22 protein-coding genes and 2 pseudogenes are annotated in these 22,537 nt (G+C 62.0%); 12 read left to right on the plus strand and 12 right to left on the minus strand.

The window, feature by feature from the left end; all coding sequences use genetic code 11:
• Positions 1 to 102: 102 nt before the first annotated feature.
• The gene (locus NKH21_RS01145; protein ID WP_352862768.1) at positions 103 to 576 is read left to right on the plus strand and encodes a phosphatidylglycerophosphatase A family protein; all 474 of its coding nucleotides are present in this window, start codon (positions 103 to 105) and stop codon (positions 574 to 576) included.
• 194 nt (positions 577 to 770) lie between these two features.
• On the opposite strand, the gene NKH21_RS01150 is transcribed toward NKH21_RS01145, so the two are convergent.
• Positions 771 to 2,372: an FAD-dependent monooxygenase gene (locus NKH21_RS01150; protein ID WP_352862769.1), complete on the minus strand. Its 1,602-nt coding sequence runs from the start codon at positions 2,370 to 2,372 to the stop codon at positions 771 to 773.
• Between the two features lie 98 nt (positions 2,373 to 2,470).
• On the opposite strand from NKH21_RS01150, the gene NKH21_RS01155 reads away from it, so the two are divergent.
• On the plus strand, positions 2,471 to 2,914 hold the full coding sequence (locus NKH21_RS01155) for a MarR family winged helix-turn-helix transcriptional regulator (RefSeq protein WP_352862770.1): 444 nt from the start codon (positions 2,471 to 2,473) through the stop codon (positions 2,912 to 2,914).
• A gap of 76 nt (positions 2,915 to 2,990) precedes the next feature.
• Here NKH21_RS01155 and NKH21_RS01160 read toward each other — a convergent pair whose 3' ends face one another.
• The 6 genes from NKH21_RS01160 to NKH21_RS01185 form a co-directional block, all read right to left on the minus strand.
• On the minus strand, positions 2,991 to 4,298 hold the full coding sequence (locus NKH21_RS01160) for a type II toxin-antitoxin system HipA family toxin (protein ID WP_352862771.1): 1,308 nt from the start codon (positions 4,296 to 4,298) through the stop codon (positions 2,991 to 2,993).
• On the minus strand, positions 4,298 to 4,549 hold the full coding sequence (locus NKH21_RS01165) for a helix-turn-helix domain-containing protein (RefSeq protein ID WP_023718464.1): 252 nt from the start codon (positions 4,547 to 4,549) through the stop codon (positions 4,298 to 4,300). Before NKH21_RS01165 ends, NKH21_RS01160 begins: the two co-directional genes overlap by 1 nt.
• A 269-nt stretch (positions 4,550 to 4,818) precedes the next feature.
• Positions 4,819 to 5,997 (minus strand): hypothetical protein, encoded by a 1,179-nt coding sequence (locus tag NKH21_RS01170; RefSeq protein ID WP_352862772.1) that lies wholly within the window; start codon positions 5,995 to 5,997, stop codon positions 4,819 to 4,821.
• Between the two features lie 55 nt (positions 5,998 to 6,052).
• Positions 6,053 to 7,063, minus strand: coding sequence for a succinylglutamate desuccinylase/aspartoacylase family protein (locus NKH21_RS01175; RefSeq protein ID WP_352862773.1), 1,011 nt, complete (start codon positions 7,061 to 7,063; stop codon positions 6,053 to 6,055).
• A 9-nt stretch (positions 7,064 to 7,072) separates the two neighbouring features.
• Positions 7,073 to 7,417 carry a RidA family protein gene (locus NKH21_RS01180; RefSeq protein WP_352862774.1) on the minus strand — a complete coding sequence of 115 codons (345 nt, stop codon included), beginning with the start codon at positions 7,415 to 7,417 and terminating at the stop codon, positions 7,073 to 7,075.
• 44 nt (positions 7,418 to 7,461) lie between these two features.
• Positions 7,462 to 8,778, minus strand: a complete 1,317-nt coding sequence (locus NKH21_RS01185) for an alanine racemase (protein ID WP_352862775.1) — start codon at positions 8,776 to 8,778, stop codon at positions 7,462 to 7,464.
• 74 nt (positions 8,779 to 8,852) lie between these two features.
• Here NKH21_RS01185 and NKH21_RS01190 point away from each other — a divergent pair, with 74 nt between their 5' ends.
• Positions 8,853 to 9,794: an amidohydrolase family protein gene (locus NKH21_RS01190; RefSeq protein WP_352862776.1), complete on the plus strand. Its 942-nt coding sequence runs from the start codon at positions 8,853 to 8,855 to the stop codon at positions 9,792 to 9,794.
• On the opposite strand, the gene NKH21_RS01195 is transcribed toward NKH21_RS01190, so the two are convergent.
• From NKH21_RS01195 to NKH21_RS01210, 4 genes are read right to left on the minus strand one after another with little or no spacing between them, the layout of a single operon-like run.
• The gene (locus NKH21_RS01195; protein ID WP_352862777.1) at positions 9,768 to 10,739 is read right to left on the minus strand and encodes an ABC transporter permease; all 972 of its coding nucleotides are present in this window, start codon (positions 10,737 to 10,739) and stop codon (positions 9,768 to 9,770) included. The two genes, NKH21_RS01190 and NKH21_RS01195, sit on opposite strands and share 27 nt — an antisense overlap.
• The gene (locus NKH21_RS01200) at positions 10,736 to 11,701 is read right to left on the minus strand and encodes an ABC transporter permease (RefSeq protein WP_352862778.1); all 966 of its coding nucleotides are present in this window, start codon (positions 11,699 to 11,701) and stop codon (positions 10,736 to 10,738) included. Before NKH21_RS01200 ends, NKH21_RS01195 begins: the two co-directional genes overlap by 4 nt.
• The gene (locus NKH21_RS01205) at positions 11,698 to 13,206 is read right to left on the minus strand and encodes a sugar ABC transporter ATP-binding protein (protein WP_352862779.1); all 1,509 of its coding nucleotides are present in this window, start codon (positions 13,204 to 13,206) and stop codon (positions 11,698 to 11,700) included. The genes NKH21_RS01200 and NKH21_RS01205 overlap by 4 nt, the downstream gene beginning before the upstream one ends.
• Positions 13,207 to 13,224: 18 nt before the next feature.
• A complete protein-coding gene (locus NKH21_RS01210) occupies positions 13,225 to 14,277 on the minus strand; it encodes an ABC transporter substrate-binding protein (protein WP_352862780.1) in 1,053 nt (350 codons plus the stop codon).
• A 252-nt stretch (positions 14,278 to 14,529) separates the two neighbouring features.
• Here NKH21_RS01210 and NKH21_RS01215 point away from each other — a divergent pair, with 252 nt between their 5' ends.
• From NKH21_RS01215 to NKH21_RS01225, 3 genes are all read left to right on the plus strand, one after another.
• Entirely contained in the window at positions 14,530 to 15,318 is a 789-nt protein-coding gene (locus tag NKH21_RS01215; protein WP_352862781.1) for an IclR family transcriptional regulator, read from the plus strand.
• Between the two features lie 86 nt (positions 15,319 to 15,404).
• Positions 15,405 to 15,638: a hypothetical protein gene (locus NKH21_RS01220; protein WP_352862782.1), complete on the plus strand. Its 234-nt coding sequence runs from the start codon at positions 15,405 to 15,407 to the stop codon at positions 15,636 to 15,638.
• Between the two features lie 22 nt (positions 15,639 to 15,660).
• Positions 15,661 to 16,350, plus strand: a complete 690-nt coding sequence (locus tag NKH21_RS01225; protein ID WP_352862783.1) for a glutathione S-transferase family protein — start codon at positions 15,661 to 15,663, stop codon at positions 16,348 to 16,350.
• Positions 16,351 to 16,531: 181 nt separating this feature from the next.
• On the opposite strand, the gene NKH21_RS01230 is transcribed toward NKH21_RS01225, so the two are convergent.
• Entirely contained in the window at positions 16,532 to 17,926 is a 1,395-nt protein-coding gene (locus NKH21_RS01230) for a Do family serine endopeptidase (RefSeq protein WP_352862784.1), read from the minus strand.
• A 242-nt stretch (positions 17,927 to 18,168) separates the two neighbouring features.
• Here NKH21_RS01230 and NKH21_RS32750 point away from each other — a divergent pair, with 242 nt between their 5' ends.
• The 6 genes and pseudogenes from NKH21_RS32750 (at position 18,169) to ftsH (ending at position 22,502) form a co-directional block, all read left to right on the plus strand.
• Positions 18,169 to 18,306 carry a hypothetical protein gene (locus NKH21_RS32750; protein ID WP_352974341.1) on the plus strand — a complete coding sequence of 46 codons (138 nt, stop codon included), beginning with the start codon at positions 18,169 to 18,171 and terminating at the stop codon, positions 18,304 to 18,306.
• A 45-nt stretch (positions 18,307 to 18,351) separates the two neighbouring features.
• A complete protein-coding gene (locus NKH21_RS32755) occupies positions 18,352 to 18,531 on the plus strand; it encodes a hypothetical protein (protein ID WP_502911830.1) in 180 nt (59 codons plus the stop codon).
• A 244-nt stretch (positions 18,532 to 18,775) separates the two neighbouring features.
• Complete coding sequence (locus tag NKH21_RS01240; protein ID WP_352862785.1) at positions 18,776 to 19,246, plus strand: Hsp20 family protein; 471 nt, start codon at positions 18,776 to 18,778, stop codon at positions 19,244 to 19,246.
• Positions 19,247 to 19,321: 75 nt separating this feature from the next.
• The gene (locus NKH21_RS01245) at positions 19,322 to 19,816 is read left to right on the plus strand and encodes an Hsp20/alpha crystallin family protein (protein WP_352862786.1); all 495 of its coding nucleotides are present in this window, start codon (positions 19,322 to 19,324) and stop codon (positions 19,814 to 19,816) included.
• A gap of 105 nt (positions 19,817 to 19,921) precedes the next feature.
• Positions 19,922 to 20,197: pseudogene (locus NKH21_RS01250) on the plus strand (NADH dehydrogenase ubiquinone Fe-S protein 4); the annotation flags it as partial.
• 371 nt (positions 20,198 to 20,568) lie between these two features.
• Positions 20,569 to 22,502, plus strand: a pseudogene (gene ftsH, locus NKH21_RS01255) (ATP-dependent zinc metalloprotease FtsH).
• The last annotated feature ends 35 nt before the right edge of the window (positions 22,503 to 22,537 follow it).

The following is a 22,537-nucleotide window of genomic DNA, read 5'->3' on the forward strand; positions in this document are numbered from 1 at the left end:
GCTCGCCGAGCTGACGGAGCAAATCGGCCGGCGGTCTGGCGGTCGCACCCGAACGATGTGACTATGATTGCTTGCCATCCTCGGGAAGTCCGGCGAAACTCGATGCATAAATTTCCACCCAAGTTCGCCTACCTGCTCGCGACCTCTCTTGGCGCGGGATTATCTCCATTATGGCCGGGCACGGTCGGCGCAATGGTCGGAGTGGCTGTTGCCGCAGCTTTGATACCTGCATCGCCTTGGCTGACCGTGCTTGCCTATGCGGCCCTGTTCGCCGTCGGCGTATGGGCGTCATCGCATGTCATCTCCCGTACCGGGACGGAGGACCCGCAGATCGTTGTCATCGATGAGACCTTCGGCGCCGCCGTAACACTTTCCATGCTGCCACTCGACCCATTCTGGTGGGCAGCAGGCTTCCTTGCTTTCCGGTTTTTCGACGTCGTCAAACCTTGGCCCATCCGTATCATGCATGACAAGGTAAGGGGTGGGGCCGGCATCATGCTGGACGATGCGGCCGCGGCTGTCGTCGCTGGGGCGTTGCTGCTCCTGCTGAAGGGTTTGATCGACCATTTGCGGTAACGGCGACAATCGGTCCGCCAAGGCCACGGTGGTCCATCGGAGTGTAGCGCCACGGACCGGACCGATGCGAAGCTACAGGATCGCGGCCATTCCAGGCGATGGGATCGGCAAGGAAGTCGTAGCGGCCGGGCTTCGTGCGCTGCATTCCCGGCGACGACATGGGCGTGGCGGAACGCAGGAGGCATCCGCGCCGCTCATCGATGGTGTTCGTGTGCCTGCGTGCGGAAGCCAAACCCGTCAAGTGTTTCGATCAGCACCTGTACGGGATCAGGCACACCGTGGATTGACCGCCACGCGACAAAGCCGTCCGGCCTGACCAAGACGGCACCGCCGCTTTCAACCCCGAGCGCGGAAGGCCACCGATGGTCCAAGTCAATCAGATTCCCATTGGCACCCAAGGCGTGGCAGGTCAGCGGCATTCCGAGGCGCTGGCTTACGGCGTCAGCGGCCTGACACCATGCTTCATCGGCGCAGAGGAGAAGAAGATCGCGATCGCACAGATCGAGACTCGAAATCCGCTGGCCGGCGCGCTCGACCGCGAAATGCGGTAAACGCGTGCCAGGGCGGCCCGACAGCTCCGTGGACTTTTGGAACGGGTGATCGCCCGGCGTGGATTCTCGAGTCACGATGCCTGCAGTGTAGCGTTGGCCAAATACCATATCGTAATCCTCGACGATCGCAACCGGAGGAGGCAACCGCTTCGACGGATCGTCGAACCATTTCTGCAGGCGGGCGAGCGCTTGCGCCAAAGTAGCCTCGATGACCGGCCGGCGCTCCATGTCATAGCTATACAGCAACGAGGGATCGGCATGTCCGCGTGCCACCATCGCAAGCTTCCAGGCAAGGTTATGGGCGTCGTGGATACCTGAATTGCCACCGAAAGCGCCTGTTGGGGGCATCACATGTGCCGCATCCCCCACAAGAAACGCGCGGCCTCGGCGGAATTGGCGCGCTGTGAGGGCGGCCACTTCCCAGGAGCGCGCATCGACAAGCCTCGTCGTGATGTCCGACCGGCCCGCACCTCGTATGATCAGTTCCCTGCATTTGGCTTCATCAAAGTCCTGAGGTTTCTCGCCCTTTTCGGGAAAGTACTGGAGCGCCAGAAGCCATCGTCCACCCTCCCTGGGCGTGAAGGTCCCGTTGAGGTCGGTCACAAAGCATGACGTGAAGCGCTTGCCGCCTATCGTTGGAGGCATGTCCATGTCGAAGACGACATTCATCCAGTGCTGAAGGCCGCCTGCCCCGCTGCGGCTGATCTCCAGCCTTTCTCGCAAGGAACCGTTCGCACCGTCCGCGACGATCAGATAGTCGGCCGAGATGACCTCCTTCGCGCCGGTCGCGATATCGCGAATTTCCGCGCGGACGACGGTCTCGTCCTGATCGAAAGTCACCAGCTCCGTGCTGAAACGCACGTCTGCACCGTTCCGCTCGGCGTAGCGGCGCAGAATCGGTTCCAGGACGTGCTGATCACACGTCGCCGGTTGCGTGGGGCTGAGGGCACTTGCATCCGGCCACGCCGGTCCGCCCCATTGAATCTCCGGATCGGCGAGATTCCTGGCGCGCGCAATAGCGCCCGCCTGTTGGTCCCCCGTACGATTTGCACGAATCTCCTCCTCGAGGCCGAGGCTTCGGAATATCTCCATGCTGCGCGGGGAAATGCCGGCAAACTTGTACTGGATTGACGTGTCGGGATGACGCTCGACGAGGACACACGCAATGTCGTTGTGAGCCAATAGGGCGGCCGCCGTCAGACCGTTCAGGCCGCCTCCGACGACGAGAACCGTGGTGTTGGTCATCTCGGATCTCCTCTCATTGCTTTGATCACCAAAACATTTTGATTGATCAAATCATATGATTGGTCCAAATATGTGTCAAGACGCGAAGGGAGCGTGGAATGAGACCGAGCCAAGATCGCTTGCAGCACGCCACCGAGGCCTGGCGCCTGATGTTTGATTTCCTTATGCGGTCCGCGCCGGACCGGTTGGCGATCCAGCAGAAATTAGGCCTGACGCCCAACGACTCGCGCGCCCTCTTCGCGCTCGACAAAGATGCGGGCAAGCCGATCGGCGCATTGGCCGCTCAATGGCACTGCGACCCTTCGACGGCGACCTGGCTGGTCGACCGGTTGGAGCAGGCGGGGCTCGCCGAACGGGTTCCGTCGCCAAGCGATCGCCGTGTCAAACTTGTCAAGCTTACGGCCAAGGGTGCTGCAACCATTGAGGAATTAACAAGGGAATATCACAAGCCCCCTGGCGAGATGCTTCCGCTTACACGCGCGGAACTGGATCAGCTGATCGGCCTGGTCAGAAAGTTACAGGCTGGCAAGCCCGAAGGTTGATTACGTCCCGCGCGGCGTTGCTGCTGCTAAGGAAGATCAATTGGACCGTCCCCTGGTTGTGCCTCGATCTTCAGCATCACACCTCTTCCAGTCTGCGCACGCGAGCTTTGACCCCATTGCCAATGGCATCTGCGACTTGCGAAGGGAAACCCTTTGGGAGTGATGCAGAAACTAGTTCAATTGCCATTAGCGCCTGTTGGCGCAGCTCGTCAAAGATTGCCGTGACGGGTTTTGGACCAATTCCTGCCTTGGCGGCGGTCTGGATGAAATGGCGCGGCATCACGCTATCGATAAGGTAGTGGCGTGCGTCGCCTATAGCCATCGCCAACTTCATTTTGTTGCGCCTGATCTGTCCCGCATCAAGGCTGGTCTGCGCTGAGATCACATCAAATAACGGCGTCATGCGGAACCGGCCGCCGGGAGAAAGAAAGACGCTAAAATTCTTGGCATGCCCATCTGTGGCGCCGAGCAGCCAAAAGGCGACCACGGCCTTCAGAACCGCAGCTTGATCTAGCTCCGGTTGATCGCTTCCCTTCATCAGACCAAGGATAGCTGGAACCCCAGGCCCGCCATCGGATTCGTATTTCAGCGACGGAGGCACAGACAAAGCCTGGCAACAGTCTTCCTGGGGCAAGCGCAGGAGACGGTTGTCACTCGTCCATCGGCGGTCGAAACGTTCGACTACGAGCACGCGATTGCCTTCGAATTCCTCGATTGCGGCGACGGCGCAAGGGAGTCCCAGGGCGGCTGTCATCTTAAGGCAGAAAAATTCGTTTTCAACACTGAAGGAAAGGTCGATGCCATTTGGCAAGCGTCCAATCTGTGGCTTGAGGATGTGCGTTGTAGCAGCCGTCGCCAGCGGCTTGTACCAACGTCCTTTCCAGAACAAGAGCGCAGTCTTTTCCTGAGCGCCAGCGATCGAGATCCGGAAATCCTCATCCTCGCCCAGCCCGAGGGGGGCCGATGCCAGATCGCGGAGGAGACGAGCAATCTCGGTATCGTCAACGGGTTTGCCGTCGACAATACCGGCGGGGCCCGGCTCGACATCATCCGGCAGGAATTGCAGTGCGCCGACACAATCCCGTCCGACAGCGGCAAGCAAGTCGTAGGCGTCTATCCCTTGGGCGTGAACACGCTCAGCCATACGGCGGCGAATGGGGATGCTGTCGGGCAGGAGATTGTCGAACACGGCAACGACGGGTGCACCGATGTAGCGATCTTCACGTAACGGCAGAGATAGCGAGACTGGTAGCGCGTGCTCCCAGGCAAGCCAGGACGGATCATACTGAAAATCGATCGCGCCGCTGGATTGTCTATTCAGCCGTCCGACGAGACGGCTGTTCAAGAAGACGTTGAGCGGGAGGTGCCGCCGCGGACGAGCCATCAAAAGACGTCCTCGATCTCGGTCGACTTTGCCCTGGTCCGAGAGCGGACAACCAATTCAAGGTCGAGCGCTGCGAGAATGTCGCAAAGCGTTCCGAGCTGTGTCCCGGGCGCACCATTCTCGACGGCCGAGATGGTCGCTTGGCGCAACATCGTGTGCTCCCCGACAGTGGCCTGGTTCAGGCCGAGTTTGCGGCGCCGCCGCCGGATGGCATCTCCGAGTTGCTTAGGCGTTCGGGCGATTTGGTCCACAGCGTACCTCTCCTATGAGATATACGCTTCAGAAGATAAATTTCAATATGCGCCAGAGCGAATAAAATTGTGAGATACGCTCTACCGTATAACTCCCTCCCTCCCGCGTGGCCCTCACAGCCATGCCTCGGTTTTCAGCTAGAATAGGCTGCTGGCCGCCGGCCAAAGGCGATGCGAGGATCCATGCAGGAAGTCCTCCGAGCGCCTCTCCATTACGCGCAATGCTCGAGACAAAATGAGGCCTATTGGATCGGCAGTGAATCGATTGTTCACAGAGATCGTGCGGCGCTCACCCAATCGAGGCGTGCGGCAGGGACTAGGCCGTAATTGTAGAAATTGATGCCATCGACGCCCGCCGCCAGCGCCGGCTTCACTTTGGCGGCGAGAATGTCCGGGCCTGCCATTTCCGGATGGAACAGCCGGTAACCGGTCCCAAGGAATTTCTCTGCTCCAAGCGTGGCACGGCCAGTGGCCATCAGATCTGCGACATCGCTGGCCTGCATATCGTAGGCGCACAGGATCGCGCCGTCGCAAGCCTGGCCGAGAGCCGCCAGATCGCAGCCGCCCAACCAGCCGTCCTTCAGGTCAATGATGAGGACACGTGTGCCCGGATCGGCAACGTCGCGCAGCTCGGCAACCAAGCTGGTCACCGGCTCGAACCGCCACAGCAGAAAGTCGTATAATTCTGGCCAGGGCCGGAAGGTATCGAAGCTACCGTTCGGAAAGTCCGGAAAACGCGGTGCCGGAACGGCACGATCACAGGTCTCGACGATCCACCCTCTGACTAGTTTACGCGCCGCCTCGCCGTCAATGCCGGCATAAGCGGCGCGGGCGAGGCAGGACGGGCAAAAGCACAGCGACAGAAGGAAGTCATCTTCCGCGGCCAGCCCGACACCGTCTTTCTCGTGATGGTATTCGTGGGCGAAGCTCATGAATGACGGGCTTTCGAGCTCGATCCTGTCCGGCTTGTAAGTGTGCGTAACGTCGGCGACCAGCGCGCGAACATAGGCGCGCGCATCCGGATGCGAGGGACAAAGGTTGTAATAATTGGGATCGCCGAAGGCATTTCGGGTAACCACCTGCGGATGAAGCATGCCGGCGCGGGTATTGTGCAGGCACACCGTCCAGCACGAAACACCCAGCCCATTGGCGTCTCGTCTGCGGACGAGCTCGCCAAGCACGTCGCCGCCCTGCGAGATCACGTCCGCCACCTTGGGCTGAATTGCGAGGTCAGCCCAGCGCGCGGCGGTTGGCTTGAAGTAGATCGTGCCGTCCTCCGGGAAATAGGCTTTGCGGCGCGGGCTGCGCGGCTGAAGGAAGCGCCCCGCATGATACGAGGCCGCAAGGCTGATCATGTTGACCCCGGCGCGTTCGACCAGATCGCGTTCGACCATCTCGAAGCCCAGATCCTGGACATCCCAGGGGTAGGTCCACATGGAAAGCTGCATAGATATCCTCAGTTCTCCAGAGTGACGCAGCAGGCAGACGCCGTGCGGTTTCCCTTTAGGTTTCTATGGGTTCGGCGACTTGCATGAGGCAGTCTCCTGCCTCGCACATTGTATGCAGCCGCCGCGAAAGCACGATGCCGTTTTCGGCAAAATGCAAGGCTTCCTCGGCAAAATCGAGCCTTTCGAGATCGTGATACCAGCCAGCCAATTGTCCGGCGCTCACGCTGTCGCCAACCCTCACGGCGGGTTCAAACCAGCCGCGGCGGGTGGCGTAGAGGCCTTGGCTATGCCGCGAAAGCGAAAGCAGTCGCGTCGGCATCGAATCCATTGACTCCGCGCCAACAACTGGCCCGTCGACCAGGCCTAGCGCAATCAGCAGATTGTCGATCGCGCGAGCGGTGATCGCCATCGTGTCGACCGTGGCGGTGCCGCCGCCCCCGAACTCACCGCTGACGCCGATGGCGCCGGCACGGCGCGCTGCGCCCATGGAGGTCGGCGAGGCCTGGCCATTGTCGGCCACGAACCCATAGGGCATGCAGAGCGCCCGCATCAGCTCCACCCCGCGCCTGTGGCGCTCGGGATCGGCATTGCGCTCGACGAGTGCAGTCGGCAGATGTTCCATCGAAGTGCCCCCCGAATGGATGTCGAAGACAATGTCGTGTCGGGGGAACAGGTCTGTCTCGAGAAAGTTGGCGAGCCGGCTTGTCGGCGCGCCCGACGGATCTCCGGGAAAGGCGCGATTGAGATTGCCGCCATCGAGCGGCGAGCAGCGTTTGGCGGCCATCACCGCCGGCACATTGGCCATCGGCAGGATGGTGACGCGGCCCCTGACGCGCGCTGGATCGAGCCGGCGGACCAGCTTCGCCAAGGACAGCTCGCCTTCATATTCATCGCCGTGATTGCCGGCCATAAGAAGGAGAGACGGACTCTGACCGTTGCGAATGAGGCAGATCGGGACCTTGATTTGGAAATATGGCGAACGGTCTATCGAGAACGGGATGCTCAGATGGCTGAGCGTCTTGCCGTCCCGATCGAAATCGAGCGAATGGCTGATGCCGGTGTGCATGGCGGCGGTTCACACAGCCGCGACGGCGGTGACTTCAATGCGGAGGTCAGGATCAGCGAGACGCGCCTCGACGCAGGCACGCGCCGGCAGACGGGCGGAATCCACCCAGGCATCGTAGATACTGTTCATGGCGTCGAAATCGCCAATCTGCGGCAGGAAGATATTGACCGCCACGAGCTTTGACTTGCTGCTGCCGGCCTCGACCAGGAGCGCCTCGACCTTAGAGAGTACCTCGCTCGTCTGACCCTCGATGCCGGCCTTGCGATCGTCTGCGACCTGGCCCGCTATGTGCACGAGGCCGCCATAGACGACCGCCTGCGACATGCGGGAGCCGGACTGGAAGTACTTGATCATATTGGATCCTTTCGAGGTTCTCTTTTTGGAAATCGCGACGATGGTCAGCCGAAATAGGTGGGAAAGGCGTGGCTGACATACCCGGCCGCGTCGACGCCGAAGATCACGCGATAGCGATCGAGGCAGGTGCAGGGATGGGAGATGCCGAATTCAACGGTGTCGCCGACGGCATCATCGCCCGACGCAATTGTCAGGAAGGCGTGCTGGTCGTTGAGCTTGAAGACCTCGGAACGCGCTATCGGCAGCTGCTTGCCGGCACGAAAGATGGTCAGGACCATCGGAAAGCCCTGGTCGAACGACACGTCGCGCATGCCCATGCCGCAGATCGCAAGGCCGGGCTCCGGCCGCGACAGTACCTCGGCCCACAGGCGCAAAGCCGGACGGAACGAATTTCGTGCGGACGCATTGAAGCCGCCGACTGCAAAACCCTCGCGGGCATCGAGTGCGCCGAGCGAGCGGTCGTAGACGCCATGGTCGTGGAAGAAGATGGCGCCGCTGCGCAGCACCAGCGTCGCGCTGCTGTCCCTGGAAACGAGAGGCGAAAGCGCTGCGACCACTTTGTCGAAGTATACCGAGCCGCCTGCCGTGACGATCAGCGGGGTGTCGCCGCCGACGCGAGCGCGGAGCCGCAGGAACATGTCGGCTGTCATTGTCAGCAGTGCGGATATTGCCTCATCGGTGCGGCCAGGATCGGGCTGCGCCGCGGCACCTTCATAGGTTGCGACGCCGGCGATCAGCAGCCGGCCGCTGGCTGCTGCAATCGCGTCGGCAATTGCCTCCGCTTCGCCGGTGGTCCGGGCGCCTGCCCTCCCCGCACCAAGTTCGACGAGCACGCGCAATGGCGGCAGCGTCGCATTGGCCCGCCAGGCTTCGGCAAGCGCATTCACGGCGGCGATCGAGTCGGCGAAAACGTAGAACTCGGCGCTTGGCCAGGCGCTGACAAGAACCGCAAGCCGGTTCGCACCACCTGGTCCGCCGACCTCATTGGCGATGATCAGCCGAGAGAGTCCGGCTCTGAGCATCACCGTGGCCTGCCGTATGTCGGCGACGGTCGTGCACCATGCTCCGGCCTCGATCAGGGACCGGGCAAGATCAGGCGCCATCGGGGTCTTGGCATGCGGGGCGATCACGGAGCCCTGTTCTCGCGCATAGCGCAGGAATAGGTCACGATTGGCGATGAAGGCCTCCTCGTCGACGGTCAACACCGGCAACGACATACGCCCATGCGCTGGATGCCAGTGCTCAGACGCGACAAGGCTGCTGTCCAAGCCGAGCGTGCCAGGCGGCACGCCGCGGATACGGTCATCGAGGAGGAAATTTTCTCGGGTCGCCAGCGACAGTACGGGTGAGCTTTCGGTCATCCGATGCTAGTCCTTCCTTCACAGGATGAAGTCCGGATCGATTTCCGATTCCGGCCACACCATGAGAGAGATGCGTGCCAACACCTTACCGCGGACCGATCATCGATGCCCACCATCATCTTTGGGATCTCGGCCTCAGCCGGCACCCCTGGCTCGCCACAACGGCTGGCGAACGCGGCGGTCTGGGGGAGCTTGGCCCGTTGCGGCGAAACTACCTTCCTGAAGATTATTTGCGCGATGCCGGCCGGCACAATGTCGTCGCAACCGTCCATGTCGAAGCCGGCTGGACCGGGGATGACTGCGTCGGCGAAACGCGGTGGCTTGAAACGCTCGACAAGTCGCGCGGCGTGGCCGCCCGTTATGTCGTTCACATACCGCTGGCGAGCCGCCAAGCGCCGGCGCTGGTCGAGACGCAGGCGGCATTCGACCGTGTCGTCGGTGTGCGCGACATACTGAGCTGGGATCCGGATCCTGCCCGCTGTTTTGCTGCCCGTGACGGCATCATGGACGATCAGGCCTGGCGTGCCGGCCTGTCCCTGCTTGGGCGCCACCGGCTGGTTTTCGACCTGATGGTGTTTCCGCGCCAGCTCGCCGGTGCGGCGCGCCTCGCAGCGGCCTTTCCGGACCAGCTCTTTGTTCTCAACCACTGCGGCAGCCCTATCGATCGCGATGCGGACGGGATGCGGGTGTGGCGCGAAGGGCTGCGGCTTTTGTCGGAGTGCGACAACGCTGCCATCAAGATATCGGATCTGGTCGCCTACGATCATGACTGGACACTCGACAGCCTGAAGCCGGTTGTCATGCATTGCATCGACTGTTTCGGTACGCAGCGCGCGATGTTCGCCAGTGACTTCCCAGTCGCCGGCCTGCATGCGTCGTTCGATGCAGTATATGACAGCTTCAAAGCCATTGCAGGAGAGCTTTCCGCGGACGAGCAAACGGCGCTGTTCTTCGGCAACGCAAGGCGTATCTACCGGCTGCACGATATTTCATCGGCGGGCCTGCTCCCTGCCTGAGAGAAGCAGCAGCCCCAGAATCAGCGACCCGAACAGGATACTGCGCCAGCCGGGCGATGCATTGACGACGGTGATCAGCGCCGTGATCGTGACCAGCAGGATGGCGCCGGGGATAGTACCGGCATAGGTGCCGAGCCCGCCCAGTATCGAGGTGCCGCCGAGCACCACGGCGGCAATCGAGGCGAGGAGATAGGGATCTCCGATCCCGACATAGCCTTGGCCGTTCATGCCGAGGACCAACACACCGGCAAGTCCCGAACAGAAGCCGCTGATCCCATAGACCGCGAGCGTGGTCGAGGCGACGGAAACTCCGGAGAGCGCCGCGGCAAGCGGATTGGCGCCCATGGCGAAAATCCGGGCGCCTAGGGATGTCGCATGCATCGTGGTCAGAACGATCACGGAAATGGCCACCCACAAAAGCACGCCTGCCGGAATACCGGCTGGCCGCGCATTGCCGAGCCAGCGGACCAGCGGGTTCTCGGCGGTCACGGCGCTGCCGCCGGCGATGATGATCAGGAGGCCCTGCAGGAATGTCGCCATCGCCAGAGTCATGATCATTGGATGAACGCGCAACAGCGCCACGCCCAGCCCGTTTACGAGACCTATCGCGGTCGTCAACGCAAGCACTGCAAGAACGGCTGTGAGCCCGGTCGGATCCGCCTGCAATGGGAGCAGCGGGAGGCTGACGGCACTGACCGTGACGATCGCCGCGACGGAAAGGTCGATGCCGCCGGCAATCACCACGAAGGTCTGGCCCGCCGCGACCAGGCCGATCACCGCGCCCAACTCGACCAAATAGCGCAAATGACCATAAGCGCCGAAGCCACGTGAAGCGAAGCTCGCCGCGATCCACACCGCGGCAACGATAGCGACCGTGAGGAAGGGCCGGCTGCGCAGGATCGTCAACGCCCGCCTGCCGCGCGCGCTCTCTTTCCGTGCTGTCATTGCTGCACCTTGCGGAATTGCGGGATGGCGACCGCCCCGATGATGATGAGGCCTTGGGCGACATACTGAGCAACTGGCGTGAAGCCGAGGAAGAACATGACACTGATCATCAGGCTGAGCAGCAGGCTGCCGGCAAGCGCGCCGCGCATCGTGCCCTGGCCGCCGAGGAAGCCGATTCCGCCGAGCACCGCGGCGGCAATGGAATTCAGCGTGAAGGCCGTGCCTATGACCGGATCGCCCGAACCCGTTTGCGCGGCGACGAACAGGCCGGCGCCTGTGCAAAGCAGACCGCTGATCGCATAAGCCGCGATCCGCGCGCCATCGACCGGCACGCCGGAGCGATAGGCGCCGACCGGATTCTCACCGGCGGCATAGAGGCTCAACCCAAGCGGCGTGGCGAGATAGAGTTTCCACAAAAGTACGACGAGCACCAGCAACACGAATGCCGCCGGCGTGTTGCCGGCAAGCAGGTCCGACAGCCACTCCGGAATGGCGCCGCCCGGCCTCGGCAGGATGAGCAACGCAGCACCGCCGATGATGAAGGAGCCGGCGAGCGTCACCACGATGGCCGGCAACCGAAGTTTCACGACGATGAACCCGGTCGCGGCACCGATGCCGATACCGGTCAGCGCCACCACGGCGGTACCGCCGGCTACGCCCAGCGGCCCCATCATCGTCGTCGCGGCGATTACCGCGCCGAGACTGACCATTGCGCCGATCGCCAAGCTGATGCCGCCGGTGAGCATGAGGATCGCCTGGGCCATCGCGACCAGCGCCAGCGGAAACCAGCTCTGGGTGAATTTGGCGAAGCCGGACGCCGTCAAGAGGCCGGGGAACAACACGCCGTAGGCAACGAGGAACGCCAGAACCACGGCAAACAGGCTGCGCACGCCAACATTTCGGCGCAGCTGAACCGGCCAGTAGAGGGCGCCGGCTTGGCTTGAGGATACAACCGTGCTCATGCCGCAACTTTCTGCTGTTCGGCGCCCATTGCGGCCGAGACGATGGCTTCCTCGCTCAGTGCCTCTCGCTCGAGCATGGCCATGATGCGACCTTGGCGGACCACGGCGACGCGGTCGCAAAGGTGCACCAGTTCGGGTGTGTCGGAACTGAGCAGGACGATCGCCTTGCCGGCGGCAGCGAGATTGCGAAGCATCATGTAGATCTCACGCTTGGTCTCCACATCGACGCCGCGCGTCGGGTCGTTGAGGAGAAGCACAAGCGGATCGTGTGGCATCCATTTCGCCAGCGCGACTTTCTGCTGGTTGCCACCTGAGAGTGCCTGCGCCGGGCGGTCGAGGTCGCCCTTGATGGCAAGCTGGGCGGCGAGTCCCCTCGCCATATCGCGCTCGGCACGCCGGCTGCGCAGCTTCAACGCCGGCAGCCTTGCGAAGGCTGGTAGCATCATGTTGGTGATGATGGGATGGATCAGGTGCAGGCCTTCGCGCTTGCGGTCGGCCGGGACATAGGCGAGGCCGAGCGCATTGGCTTTCGGCACGCCGCCCGGCAAACCCGAAGCACCGTTTACGGTCGCGAATGCCGTCCTAGCCGGGATCGCGCCGTAGAGGCCAAGCAGCAAATCCTCCTGCCCCTGCCCGACCAGACCGCCGATCCCAAGCACCTCGCCCGTCCTGATGTCGAGATCGACGTCGCGCATCAGGCCGGCCGAAAAATTACGAACCGAGATGGAGTTGGCTGGCGATGGCGAAGGCTGCCATCGTGGAAACAGATCGCCGGGGTCGCGGCCGACCATCAGCCGCACCAGCCCGGCGGCATCAGTTTCTTCCAGGGAGCGGTCCGCCGTGCAGGCGCCGTCCTTCAGTACGGTGACATGCTGGCACAGCGTCATCACTTCGTTCAGCCGGTGTGAGATGTAGAGAATGGCGATGCCCTCGGCCCGAAGCCTTTCCAGCAGGTCCGTGAGGGTTTTTGTCTCGGTTGCCGATAGCGATGAGGTGGGTTCGTCGAGAATGAGCACGCGCGGCCGCCGGTAAAGCGCCTTGGCGATCTCCACCATCTGACGGCGGCCGAGCGACAGATGCCCCACCGGCGTCGACAGCGGTTCGCGAAGGCCGACAAGATCGCATGCGGCCCTGGCCCGTGCGGCGAGTTCGGTGTAATCGACCAACCCGAATCTCTTGGGATAGGCGCCGAGCCCGATATTTTCGGCGATCGAGAGACTGGCCGTCAGGCTGAGTTCTTGTTGGACAACCGCGATCCCGGCGTGCCGCGCATGAGCGGGGCTCATGCGCGATACCGGGCGTCCATCAACCTCGATCGCCCCGCCCTCCGGGCGCAGAGCGCCGGACAAAAGGTTGATCAGCGTCGACTTCCCCGCGCCGTTCTCGCCGAGCAGCGCATGCACGCGGCCCGGCTGCAGAGCGATGGAAACGTTGCGCAGGACGGGGTTGCCGAAGAAGGACTTCGACACCCCCCGCGCGGCGAGAAGCGTAGCCGTGGTTGTCAATGCTACAACCCTTCAGGCCTATTTCTGGGCCAGCAGCTTCTTGAACAGATCCTCATCGTACGGCGAATAGATGTAGCCGTCAGCCGGGAAATCCTTAGCCCGGGCGAGATATTCGTCGATGTTGGAATTGTCGATCACCGGCAGCGGGATCTTGACGAAAGCCGGCACATCCTTGCCGTCCAGCGCCTGTACGGCCGTGTAGGTGGCGAAAGCGCCGAGCCAGTTCGGCTGCATCGTCGCCCAGCTCTTCAAGCCCTTTTCCTTCCACAGTTCGAGGAACTGGCGCGCATTCTCGCCGGTGATCGGCACCTGGTCGCGACCCTGCTTGTCGAGCGCGAGCACGGCACCCGCCGACAGAGCGCCGCCGAGCGACAGGATGCCGTCGATTTCGGGATTGGCGAAAAGCAGGCTGGTGACGGCTTCCTGGGCGGGCGCGACATTGTAGGGCGTGTTCGTTTCGGCAAGCACCTTCACATCGGGATGAGCCTTAAGCTCGGCATCGGCGCCTTTGCGCCGGTCGTCACTGACCGAAACGCCGGCTGGGCCATTGAGGATCAAAATTTTGCCCTTGCCGCCGATGGCGTCGATCAGGAACTTGGCCGCCTGATCGCCCCACTGTGAGGAATCGGTGTTGACCTTGGCGGTCACCTGGTCGGTGTCGACGAGGCTGTCGAAATTGATGATCGCGATGCCCTTGGCGCAGGCGTCCGCCAGCACGCGCGCCGGCGCAGTCGACGAGCCAGCGATCAGGATGATGGCATCGACATCGGAATCGATCATCGATTGGATCTGCTGAATCTGGACGTTGGCATCGCCTTGGGCGTCGGTCACGACGAGCTTGTCGACCAAGCCTTGCTTCTTCAAAGTCTCGACTTCGGCTTCGATCGTGCCCTGTGTCTGCTTCATCCAGGTCGGCACTGAATAGATGTTGGCCCAGCCGATCGTATACGGCGCCTTGCGGTCGCCCTTGATGCATTTAGCGGCGGCGTTGGCCTGCGAACCGGCGCCAACGCTGAGGAGAAGACCGAGGCAAAGGGCGCTGGCGGATGCGAAAAACGATGATTTGGTCATGATTGTTCCCTTCTGAGGTTATGCCTGACGTGCGGGGTCGAGACGAGAAAACTCGCCGGTTGCCGCATCTCGGAAACCGCGCTTTTTCTCGTCAGGAGTTTCTGCGCCTGGCTCGTTATTGTCCGATATTCCAGACAATAGGCCTGTATATCGGACAGATCGGATGCTAGACTGAGCCTTGACATCTTTCAAGCGTCTTGGGACGAGTGCCGAAATGATTTTGCGCGGGGTGCGGCCCACATGAGCGATGGCGTGACTGGTTTGATCGAAAGGGAAGTCCGCACCGAGCCGCGCAATGGCGAACGGCGCCGCGGGATTGACCGCGTCATCACGCTGCTTGAAGCGCTTCTGCGGCAGCGCGCGCCGATGCGCGTCGGCGATATCGCCAAGATGATCGGCGCGCCGCGTTCGACCACTTATGAGATCGTCAACAGCCTGCTGGAAGCCGAAATGCTCGAGAACGTCGGGACGGAAGGCTATGTCTATTTCGGAAAGGCGATGCATCTGTTCGGCTGGGCCTACTCACATCATAATGCCCATTATCGGCGCATCATCGAAACCCTGGACAGACTAGGCGCGGAGACGGGCGAGACCGTCCAACTGTGTGGCCTGCGCGGGAACAAATACGTCGTCCTTGATTGCCGGGACTCGCCCGGCCCGTTCCGGATCTCAAGCGATGTTGGAGTCGAGGTGCCGATCCCGTGGACGGCGTCTGGAAGGCTGCTGCTCGGCCATATGAGCAAGCAGGAAATACAGGACTTCATTCCGCCTGGCGACTACAAGCTTCCCGACGGCCGCGTCATTGCGCCAGCCGAGTTCTTCGGCGATGTAGCTCTGGCGCGCCAGCAAGGTTTCAGTGAGACGGCTGCTCTGGCCGACCGCTTCACCTGGTGCATGGCCGCGCCCATCCGCGATGGCAACGGGGCGATCAACAAGACTCTTTGCTTCGTGTTGCCCGTCGACACGCCGGAAGCGCGACGGGGTGAATTGCTTGTCCTGCTATGCGAGCGCGCCCGCGGGTTGTCGCTGGCGGGAAGCTAGTACAAATCGGTACGGGAACGACCCTAAGAAGGTCCCGGATCGATGCGTGCGATCCCACGTCCACCGGAGCTAGCCCTAGGGCGGACGTGCTCCGCCGAGCCAACGCTCGGGTCATAACCGTCTCCGAAGCGGCGCTTGCCGACGCGAAGAGCCGGCTTCGCGAGGCAAACGGTCCAGGCACAACCCCTTCGGGTGCCGCCGGCCTTGCCGGTCTCGCCACGGCCGTCGCGGCTTCCGGCATGTCGCAGGAGCTTGCGCTCGACCGGTCGAGCCGGGTGCTGAACATCGTGACCGAGTCCGAACTGGAAAAGGACGCATGACGATGGCGCCGAACCGGGAACCATGGAGCAGAAGAGCGGCTGGGCCACGGACTGCTCGAGTTGCCCGCGTTCCAGACCTAACGCAGAACCGGTCCATGAAACTCATCTACCAGACTCACTCCCCTACGCGCGCAAGGTTCTGGTCTTTGCCCACGAGGCTGGGCTTGCCGGACGTCTGTGCGTCATTCATCAGGAGACGAGCCCGATCAATCGCAATGATGATGTGTTTGCGATCAATCCGCTTGGCAAGGTGCCCGTTCTCGTTCTGGAGGACGGCTATGCGATCTTCGATTCAGGCGTAATCTGCGACTATCTCGACAATCTCGAAAGCAATTGTCGGCTCATGCCCGAAACAGGGCGGGCCAAGTGGTCCGCCTTGCGCCTCCAGGCGCTCGCCGGCGGCATGTGCGACGCAGGCATTTCCATCCGCTGGGAAAACAAGCGTCGCCCTGAACATCTGCGTTGTCCCGCCTTGGGCGCAGGCATGACGACGAAGCTTATCGAATCCTATGACTTCGTGGAACGCGAGGTCGAATTCGACGCGCCGCTCCATGTCGGCCACATCGCGCTCGCCACTCGTCTAAGCTGGCCGGAATTCCGCGGACTGGCGGACTTCCTGCAGGGAAGGCCACGACTGGCGCAATGGTATAAATCCTTCGTGGAACGCCCTTCAATGCATGGCACACCCTACGGCGGCGACACGCGAGATTGATATCGATCGCCAGGCTTTCGAAATCCAGTATGTGCCGGTCACCAGCCAAAGCGTTCTCGCGACCATTTGCTGGTCGGCCTCGATCATACTGCGCGAGTCCGGTAATCTTGCCAGGACAGCCTTGAGGGTGGCCATCAAGGCCACTTCTTCGTCACCGCGCATGGCCTGACGCAGCACCGCGTCAGGAGGCGGCCACTGCAATGAAAAGCGATTGTCCTTGCCTTTCGATGCGGAACAGGACGGGCTTTTTCTGCTGACGGGATTTCGCCCACTCTTGCTGGATATCCGACGACTGCGTCACATTGCGGTTGTTGGCCGAGACGATGACGTCGCCTGGCCGAAGGCCGTTCTCGGCAGCGGGGCTATTCGGCGCCACTTCCTGGATAAACACCCCGGTGGTACCCGGCTGGAGACCGAGTTGCTGGCGCGCTTCATCCGGAATGGGGCTGAGCGACAGCCCGAGGCGTTGGTCCGCCCCTTCCGGACTCGGAACGGCACCAGTCTGTACCTCCTCGTCCTTGCGTTGACCGACGGTTAGTTCAACCTCCTGCTGGGAGCCGCCGCGGTTCCTCGTCAGCGTCGCTTTCGACCCTGGCTTTTCGTTCGCTGCCGCCAGCGTCAAGTCATGGACGCCCTGGATGTCCTGGCCGTCGAACCGGGTGATCACATCGCCCGATTGTAAGCCTGCCTTCTCCGCCGGGCTGCCGGGCTCGACCGAGGCGACCAGCGCTCCCTTGGTGCTCGATATGCCAAGCGCCTGGGCAAGCGACGGCGTCACCTCCTGGAGACGCACTCCGATGAAGCCGCGCTCGATCCGGCCGGTGCGGATCAACTGATCGGCGACGCTTCGAGCAGTTCGGGACGGCACGGCGAAACCGATGCCGATGCTGCCGCCCGACGGCGAGACGATGGCCGTGTTGACGCCGATCACTTCGCCGCGCGCGTTAAACAGCGGGCCGCCGGAATTGCCTCTATTGATCGAGGCGTCTGTCTGGAGAAAATCGTCGTAAGGGCCGGCCTGGATGTCGCGCGAGCGGGCGGAAAGAACGCCGACGGTAACGGTTCCCCCGAGCCCGAAGGGACTGCCAATCGCGATCGTCCAGGCACCCGGCTGCATTGCGTCAGAGTCACCCCAGGCGGTGGTCGTCATGTTGGGGCGTGGATCGACCTTCAGCACCGCGATGTCGGTTGCTGGATCGCGGCCTACCAGTCGCGCCGGCGAAGTCTCCTTATCGGAGAATACGACGTGGATTTCGGTGGAGTCGGCCACGACATGATTGTTGGTGACGATGTAGCCCTCGGGACTGATCACGAAGCCGGAGCCAAGAGCTTCTCGCACCTGCGGCTGAGCGGGCCCGCGGCTGTCGAAGGGGTTGAGAAAATCGTCGAGCATCGTTTGGTCCTGGATGATCTGCCTCGTCGTGATCGCGACCACGGCCGGCAGCTTCTGACGCACGATTGCGCTGAAGTCGTTCGGGATATCCTGTGCTGAAAGCGGAGCAAAGCCACCAGCCGAGAGCATCAAAATTCCTGCGACGAGGCCAATGCACAGTCGCTTCCTGCAAATGTAAGACATGATTGATTCTCCTGCCCGACCGCCCTGGCGCTGCTGCGATTTGTCCCAGACGCAAGAACTGACATTCACGCCGATTGTTTCACCGGTTCGAAAAAATGTTGATGGGGGCTGAACTGCGAGGATGTGTCCTCGCGAGGCCATTGAAATTTGGTCGAAACTCTCCAAAATCTCAGTTGGTGGGAATCGCGAGAGCCACCAAAGATGACGTCAACAGAGGAGACTTTCAAAGCGGAGGACTATCGATGGAAGGTGCCATTTCGACGAGTTTTCCCCCAATCGGGCCCGAGGGACCGGATGTTTTTCTTGACCGGTTGCTCCATCCGGCGCGGCATTTCGAGCGACCTCAGGACGTGCTGACCGACGTGACGCTGGACGTCTAGGAGAAGCGCGCAACCCTTTCGTCATGGGCATCGGATGCCTGTGCAGTGGAATCGGTCCCGGCGCTGCGCATGCCGCCGGGAGTCACCGAACCGGTCAGCTTCGATGCCATCATGGACGCGTTGCGCCAATTGGACCAATTGGGGAAGCTTCCCGGCGCCGGTCGGGGTCGTGAGATCGACAGCATCGCGATCACCGGTTTTACAGCATCCGTCGATCGACTTTGAGTTGAACGCGGCCACTCTCAGCATCCGAGGCATCCGCCCGCTGGCGAGGAACTCGCGGGCGGGTGAGGTGTTCTCTGCGACCTAGTCGTCTGGCTGAAAATTTTCCTATAGCCCTCTTGAACGCGTAAGGCACTGTTATAAATAAGTAATTGCCGGTCGCCAAACGGGTCCGGCGTAAGTCCAGGAGGCGTCAAGGCGCTCTTGGCGCTTCTTGTATCCATGTTGCTCAAAGGAGGATGTGGCTATGAGGACAAACCTCGATTTTACCCCTCTGTTCCGGTCCAGCATCGGCTTCGACCGGATTTTCAACATGCTGGAAGATGCGAGCCGTGTCACTGCGATAGACGATTGGCCGCCCTATGACATCGCCAAGACTGGTGAGGACGACTATCGCATCACCATGGCGGTCGCCGGCTTCTCGCAGGATCAGCTGACCATCACTCATCAGCCCAACCTGCTGGTTGTGAGCGGGTCACAATCTGGCGACGATAACGGCCAGTATCTCTATCGCGGCATTGCCGGGCGCGCCTTCGAGCGTCGGTTCAAACTGGCCGACCATGTGAAGGTCGTCGGCGCCAGCCTGGACAATGGGCTGCTGAACATCGATCTCAAGCGCGAGCTTCCCGAAGAGATGAAACAGCGCCGGATCGCCATCGTCGGCAGCACGGCTAAGGCAGCGCCGCGGCAGATTGACGCCGAAAAGAACGCAGCCTGAGGTCAGAGTGAATCAGAAGCGACAGGCACCGGCATTCGCCCGGTGCCGCGCGGTTGAACGTGGAGGTGAATGAAGATGAACATGCGTGACCTTATCCCGTGGGGCCGCAACAGCAACCAGGCCCCGAGCACCTATAGCGGTGGCGATCCCTTTCTTTCGCTTCACCGCGAGGTAAACAGGCTCTTTGACGATATGTTGAGGAGCTTCGAGACGCGCTTGCCTACTGCGGGACAGCTTTTGCCTTTCGATAGCGGCTGGCCGAAGGTGGAGATTTCGGAGTCGGATAATGAGCTTCGCGTCACCGCCGAAGTCCCCGGTATGGAAGAGAAGGATATCGAAGTCCTGCTCGATGAGGACGTGCTGACCCTGCGTGGCGAAAAGCGGTCGGAGACCGACGAGAAGGACTACTCCGAGCGCTTCTACGGTCACTTCGAGCGGCGCATACCCCTCAGCTACGAGGTCGAGGACGACAAGGTCAAGGCGTCCTTTGCCAATGGCGTCCTGACCCTGACACTGCCGAAGAACCCGAACGAACAGTCGAAGGTGAAGCGCATCCCGATCACCCACTGACCCATGGAGTAAGTCGGAGGCGGCAGGCCGCCGCCTCCGGCGCATCCTTCGCCAAAATGGGAGGGATGAATGATGCAGAAGCAAGAAAGATAAGTCACACCAGTCGTGGAAAATCTCGGAGCGGCAAACGACAACCGCGGGCGAGCGCTGTCATTCGGTCGATCCGAGTTCCCGCATGATCCGGTCGCGCGGATCTACAAGCCTTGCCGCTCAGTCATGACCTCGGGCCGTGCGCGGCCGAAAGGCTGGCGGCTGGTGTTCGAGTGGCGTACTGCGCCGGTCATTGAACCGCTGATGGGCTACACCGGAAGTGGTGACACGCTGACCCAGGTGGAGCTCGATTTTCCGACGGCTCAGGCGGCTATCGACTATGCCGAACGCTGCCTACACGGTTCAAGGGAGCCCGGCGGCCGAAAAGTCCAGCGTCGAATCGTCCGATGCGGAAACGGGGCTGCAGGCCGCGCACACCTTGTCTGGAACCGCCCGGCGTTGCTGCAGAGCAGCAGCGCCGCCATTTCGCAGGCGCTTACCGGCGAGTGCAATGCAGCCGTCAACCGCCATTTCAACAACGCATGACGGACTCTATCCAGCGGAAGAAACGGCACGACGCGTTGGCCGGGCAGGAAAGGACAATGACAGGCCCATTATCGTCGCCGGCTGGTCTGGGCCTCCCACTTTTTTGCGCCGGACCCCGCCTACACCGATGCCGCGCGGGCTAGGCGACCTATATCCGTTTCCTTCTGGAGGCGGCCATGGACATGAGCAACAGAAAGACGCGGTTCAATATCTGGTACTGGGTCGCGGCGTTCGTGGGCGTGATGGTCGTCCAGTACATCTATGCCACGACGCAGCACGTCGCCCAAATACCGTACAGCCAGTTCGAGGCCTTGCTGAACGCCGGCAAAATCGCTGAGGTGCAGGTTTCGGACCGCTTCATCCAGGGCCGTTTCAAGGAGCCACAAGACGGCAGGCCGCTGTTTATCACCACACGCGTCGAGCCGAACCTTGCCCGTGACCTGCAGGAGCACGGTGTCACTGTGACCGGCCAGGTCGAGAGCACCTTGCTGAGCGACCTTCTTTCCTGGGTTGTGCCGGTGCTCGTCTTCTTCGGCCTGTGGATGCTGCTTCTAAGACGCATGAATGGCGGCGTCGGAGGTTTGATGCAAATCGGCCGGAGCAAGGCCAGAGTCTATGTCGAAGCCAATACCGGGGTGACGTTCGACGATGTGGCGGGGGTCGATGAAGCCAAGGCCGAGCTGCAGGAGATTGTGGATTTTCTGAAGAACCCAGGCGAATACGGCCGCCTCGGAGGCCGCATGCCCAAAGGCGTGCTGCTGGTCGGCCCGCCGGGCACGGGCAAGACCCTGCTCGCCAAGGCCGTCGCGGGCGAAGCCAAGGTTCCGTTCTTCTCGATCTCCGGTTCGGAGTTCGTCGAGATGTTCGTGGGGGTCGGGGCCGCGCGCGTGCGCGATCTTTTCGAACAGGCGCGGTCCAAGGCCCCCGCGATTATCTTTATCGACGAGCTCGACGCGCTTGGCCGCGCCCGCGGGACCATGGTCGGCGGCCATGACGAAAAGGAGCAGACGCTCAACCAGCTTCTGGTCGAACTAGACGGTTTGATCCACAGACCGGCGTCGTGCTGCTGGCCGCGACGAACCGTCCTGAAATCCTTGACCCGGCACTTCTGCGCGCCGGCCGTTTCGACCGCCAGGTATTGGTCGACCGGCCCGACAAGCAGGGTCGCATCAAGATCCTGCAGGTTCACATGAGCAAGGCCAAGCTGGCGACGGATGTCGATGCGGAAAAAGTGGCGGCGCTGACGGCCGGTTTCACCGGTGCTGACCTGGCCAATCTCGTGAACGAGGCGACGTTGCTCGCCACGCGCCGCAAGGCGGATGCGGTAACGATGGACGATTTCAACAATGCGGTGGAGCGCATCGTCGCGGGACTGGAGAAGCGCAATCGGCTCCTGAACCCGAAGGAGCGCGAGATCGTCGCTTACCATGAAATGGGTCATGCGCTGGTAGCCATGGTCCTGCCTGGCGTCGACCCGGTGCACAAGGTGTCGATCATACCACGCGGCGTCGGCGCGCTCGGCTACACCATCCAGCGTCCGACCGAGGACCGCTTCCTGATGACGCGCGAGGAGCTGGACAACAAGATGGCGGTGCTGCTCGGCGGCAGGGCGGCCGAATGGATCGTATTCGGCCATCTGTCCACCGGAGCCGCCGATGATCTCGCCAAGGTAACCGACATAGCGCGCGCCATGGTGACGCGTTACGGCATGTCGGCAAAACTCGGGCACGTGGCGCTGGAAAAGGATCCACGCTCCTTCCTGAGCCCCAACCCGCTCGCCGGCGGACCGCGCGAGCACGACTACGGCGAAGCCGCCGCCGATGCCATCGACGCGGAAGTGCGCGACATTGTGGAGGCCGCGTTCGAACGAACCGTCAGCCTGCTCATCGAGCGGCGCGACGTGCTGGAAAGGGCGGCACGCAGGCTGCTCGAGACCGAGACGCTCGATGAGACCGAACTTGCGTCGCTGGTCGGAGATGTCTCGGCGGCGGATCGCGCTGTACGGGATAGGTCTAGTCAATCGTCGGACAAGAGAAAGCCTGCGCTGCAGCCGGCCAGGACCGCGGCTGCAATCCCCACGCGCGGATCGGGGAAATTCGGGACGCAATGAGTTCCGGACTGCGCCCGCTGGTATAGATCCTTCGT

The sequence above is a fragment of the Mesorhizobium sp. M1329 genome (genome assembly GCF_040318035.1).
In the GTDB taxonomy this organism is placed as follows: domain Bacteria; phylum Pseudomonadota; class Alphaproteobacteria; order Rhizobiales; family Rhizobiaceae; genus Mesorhizobium.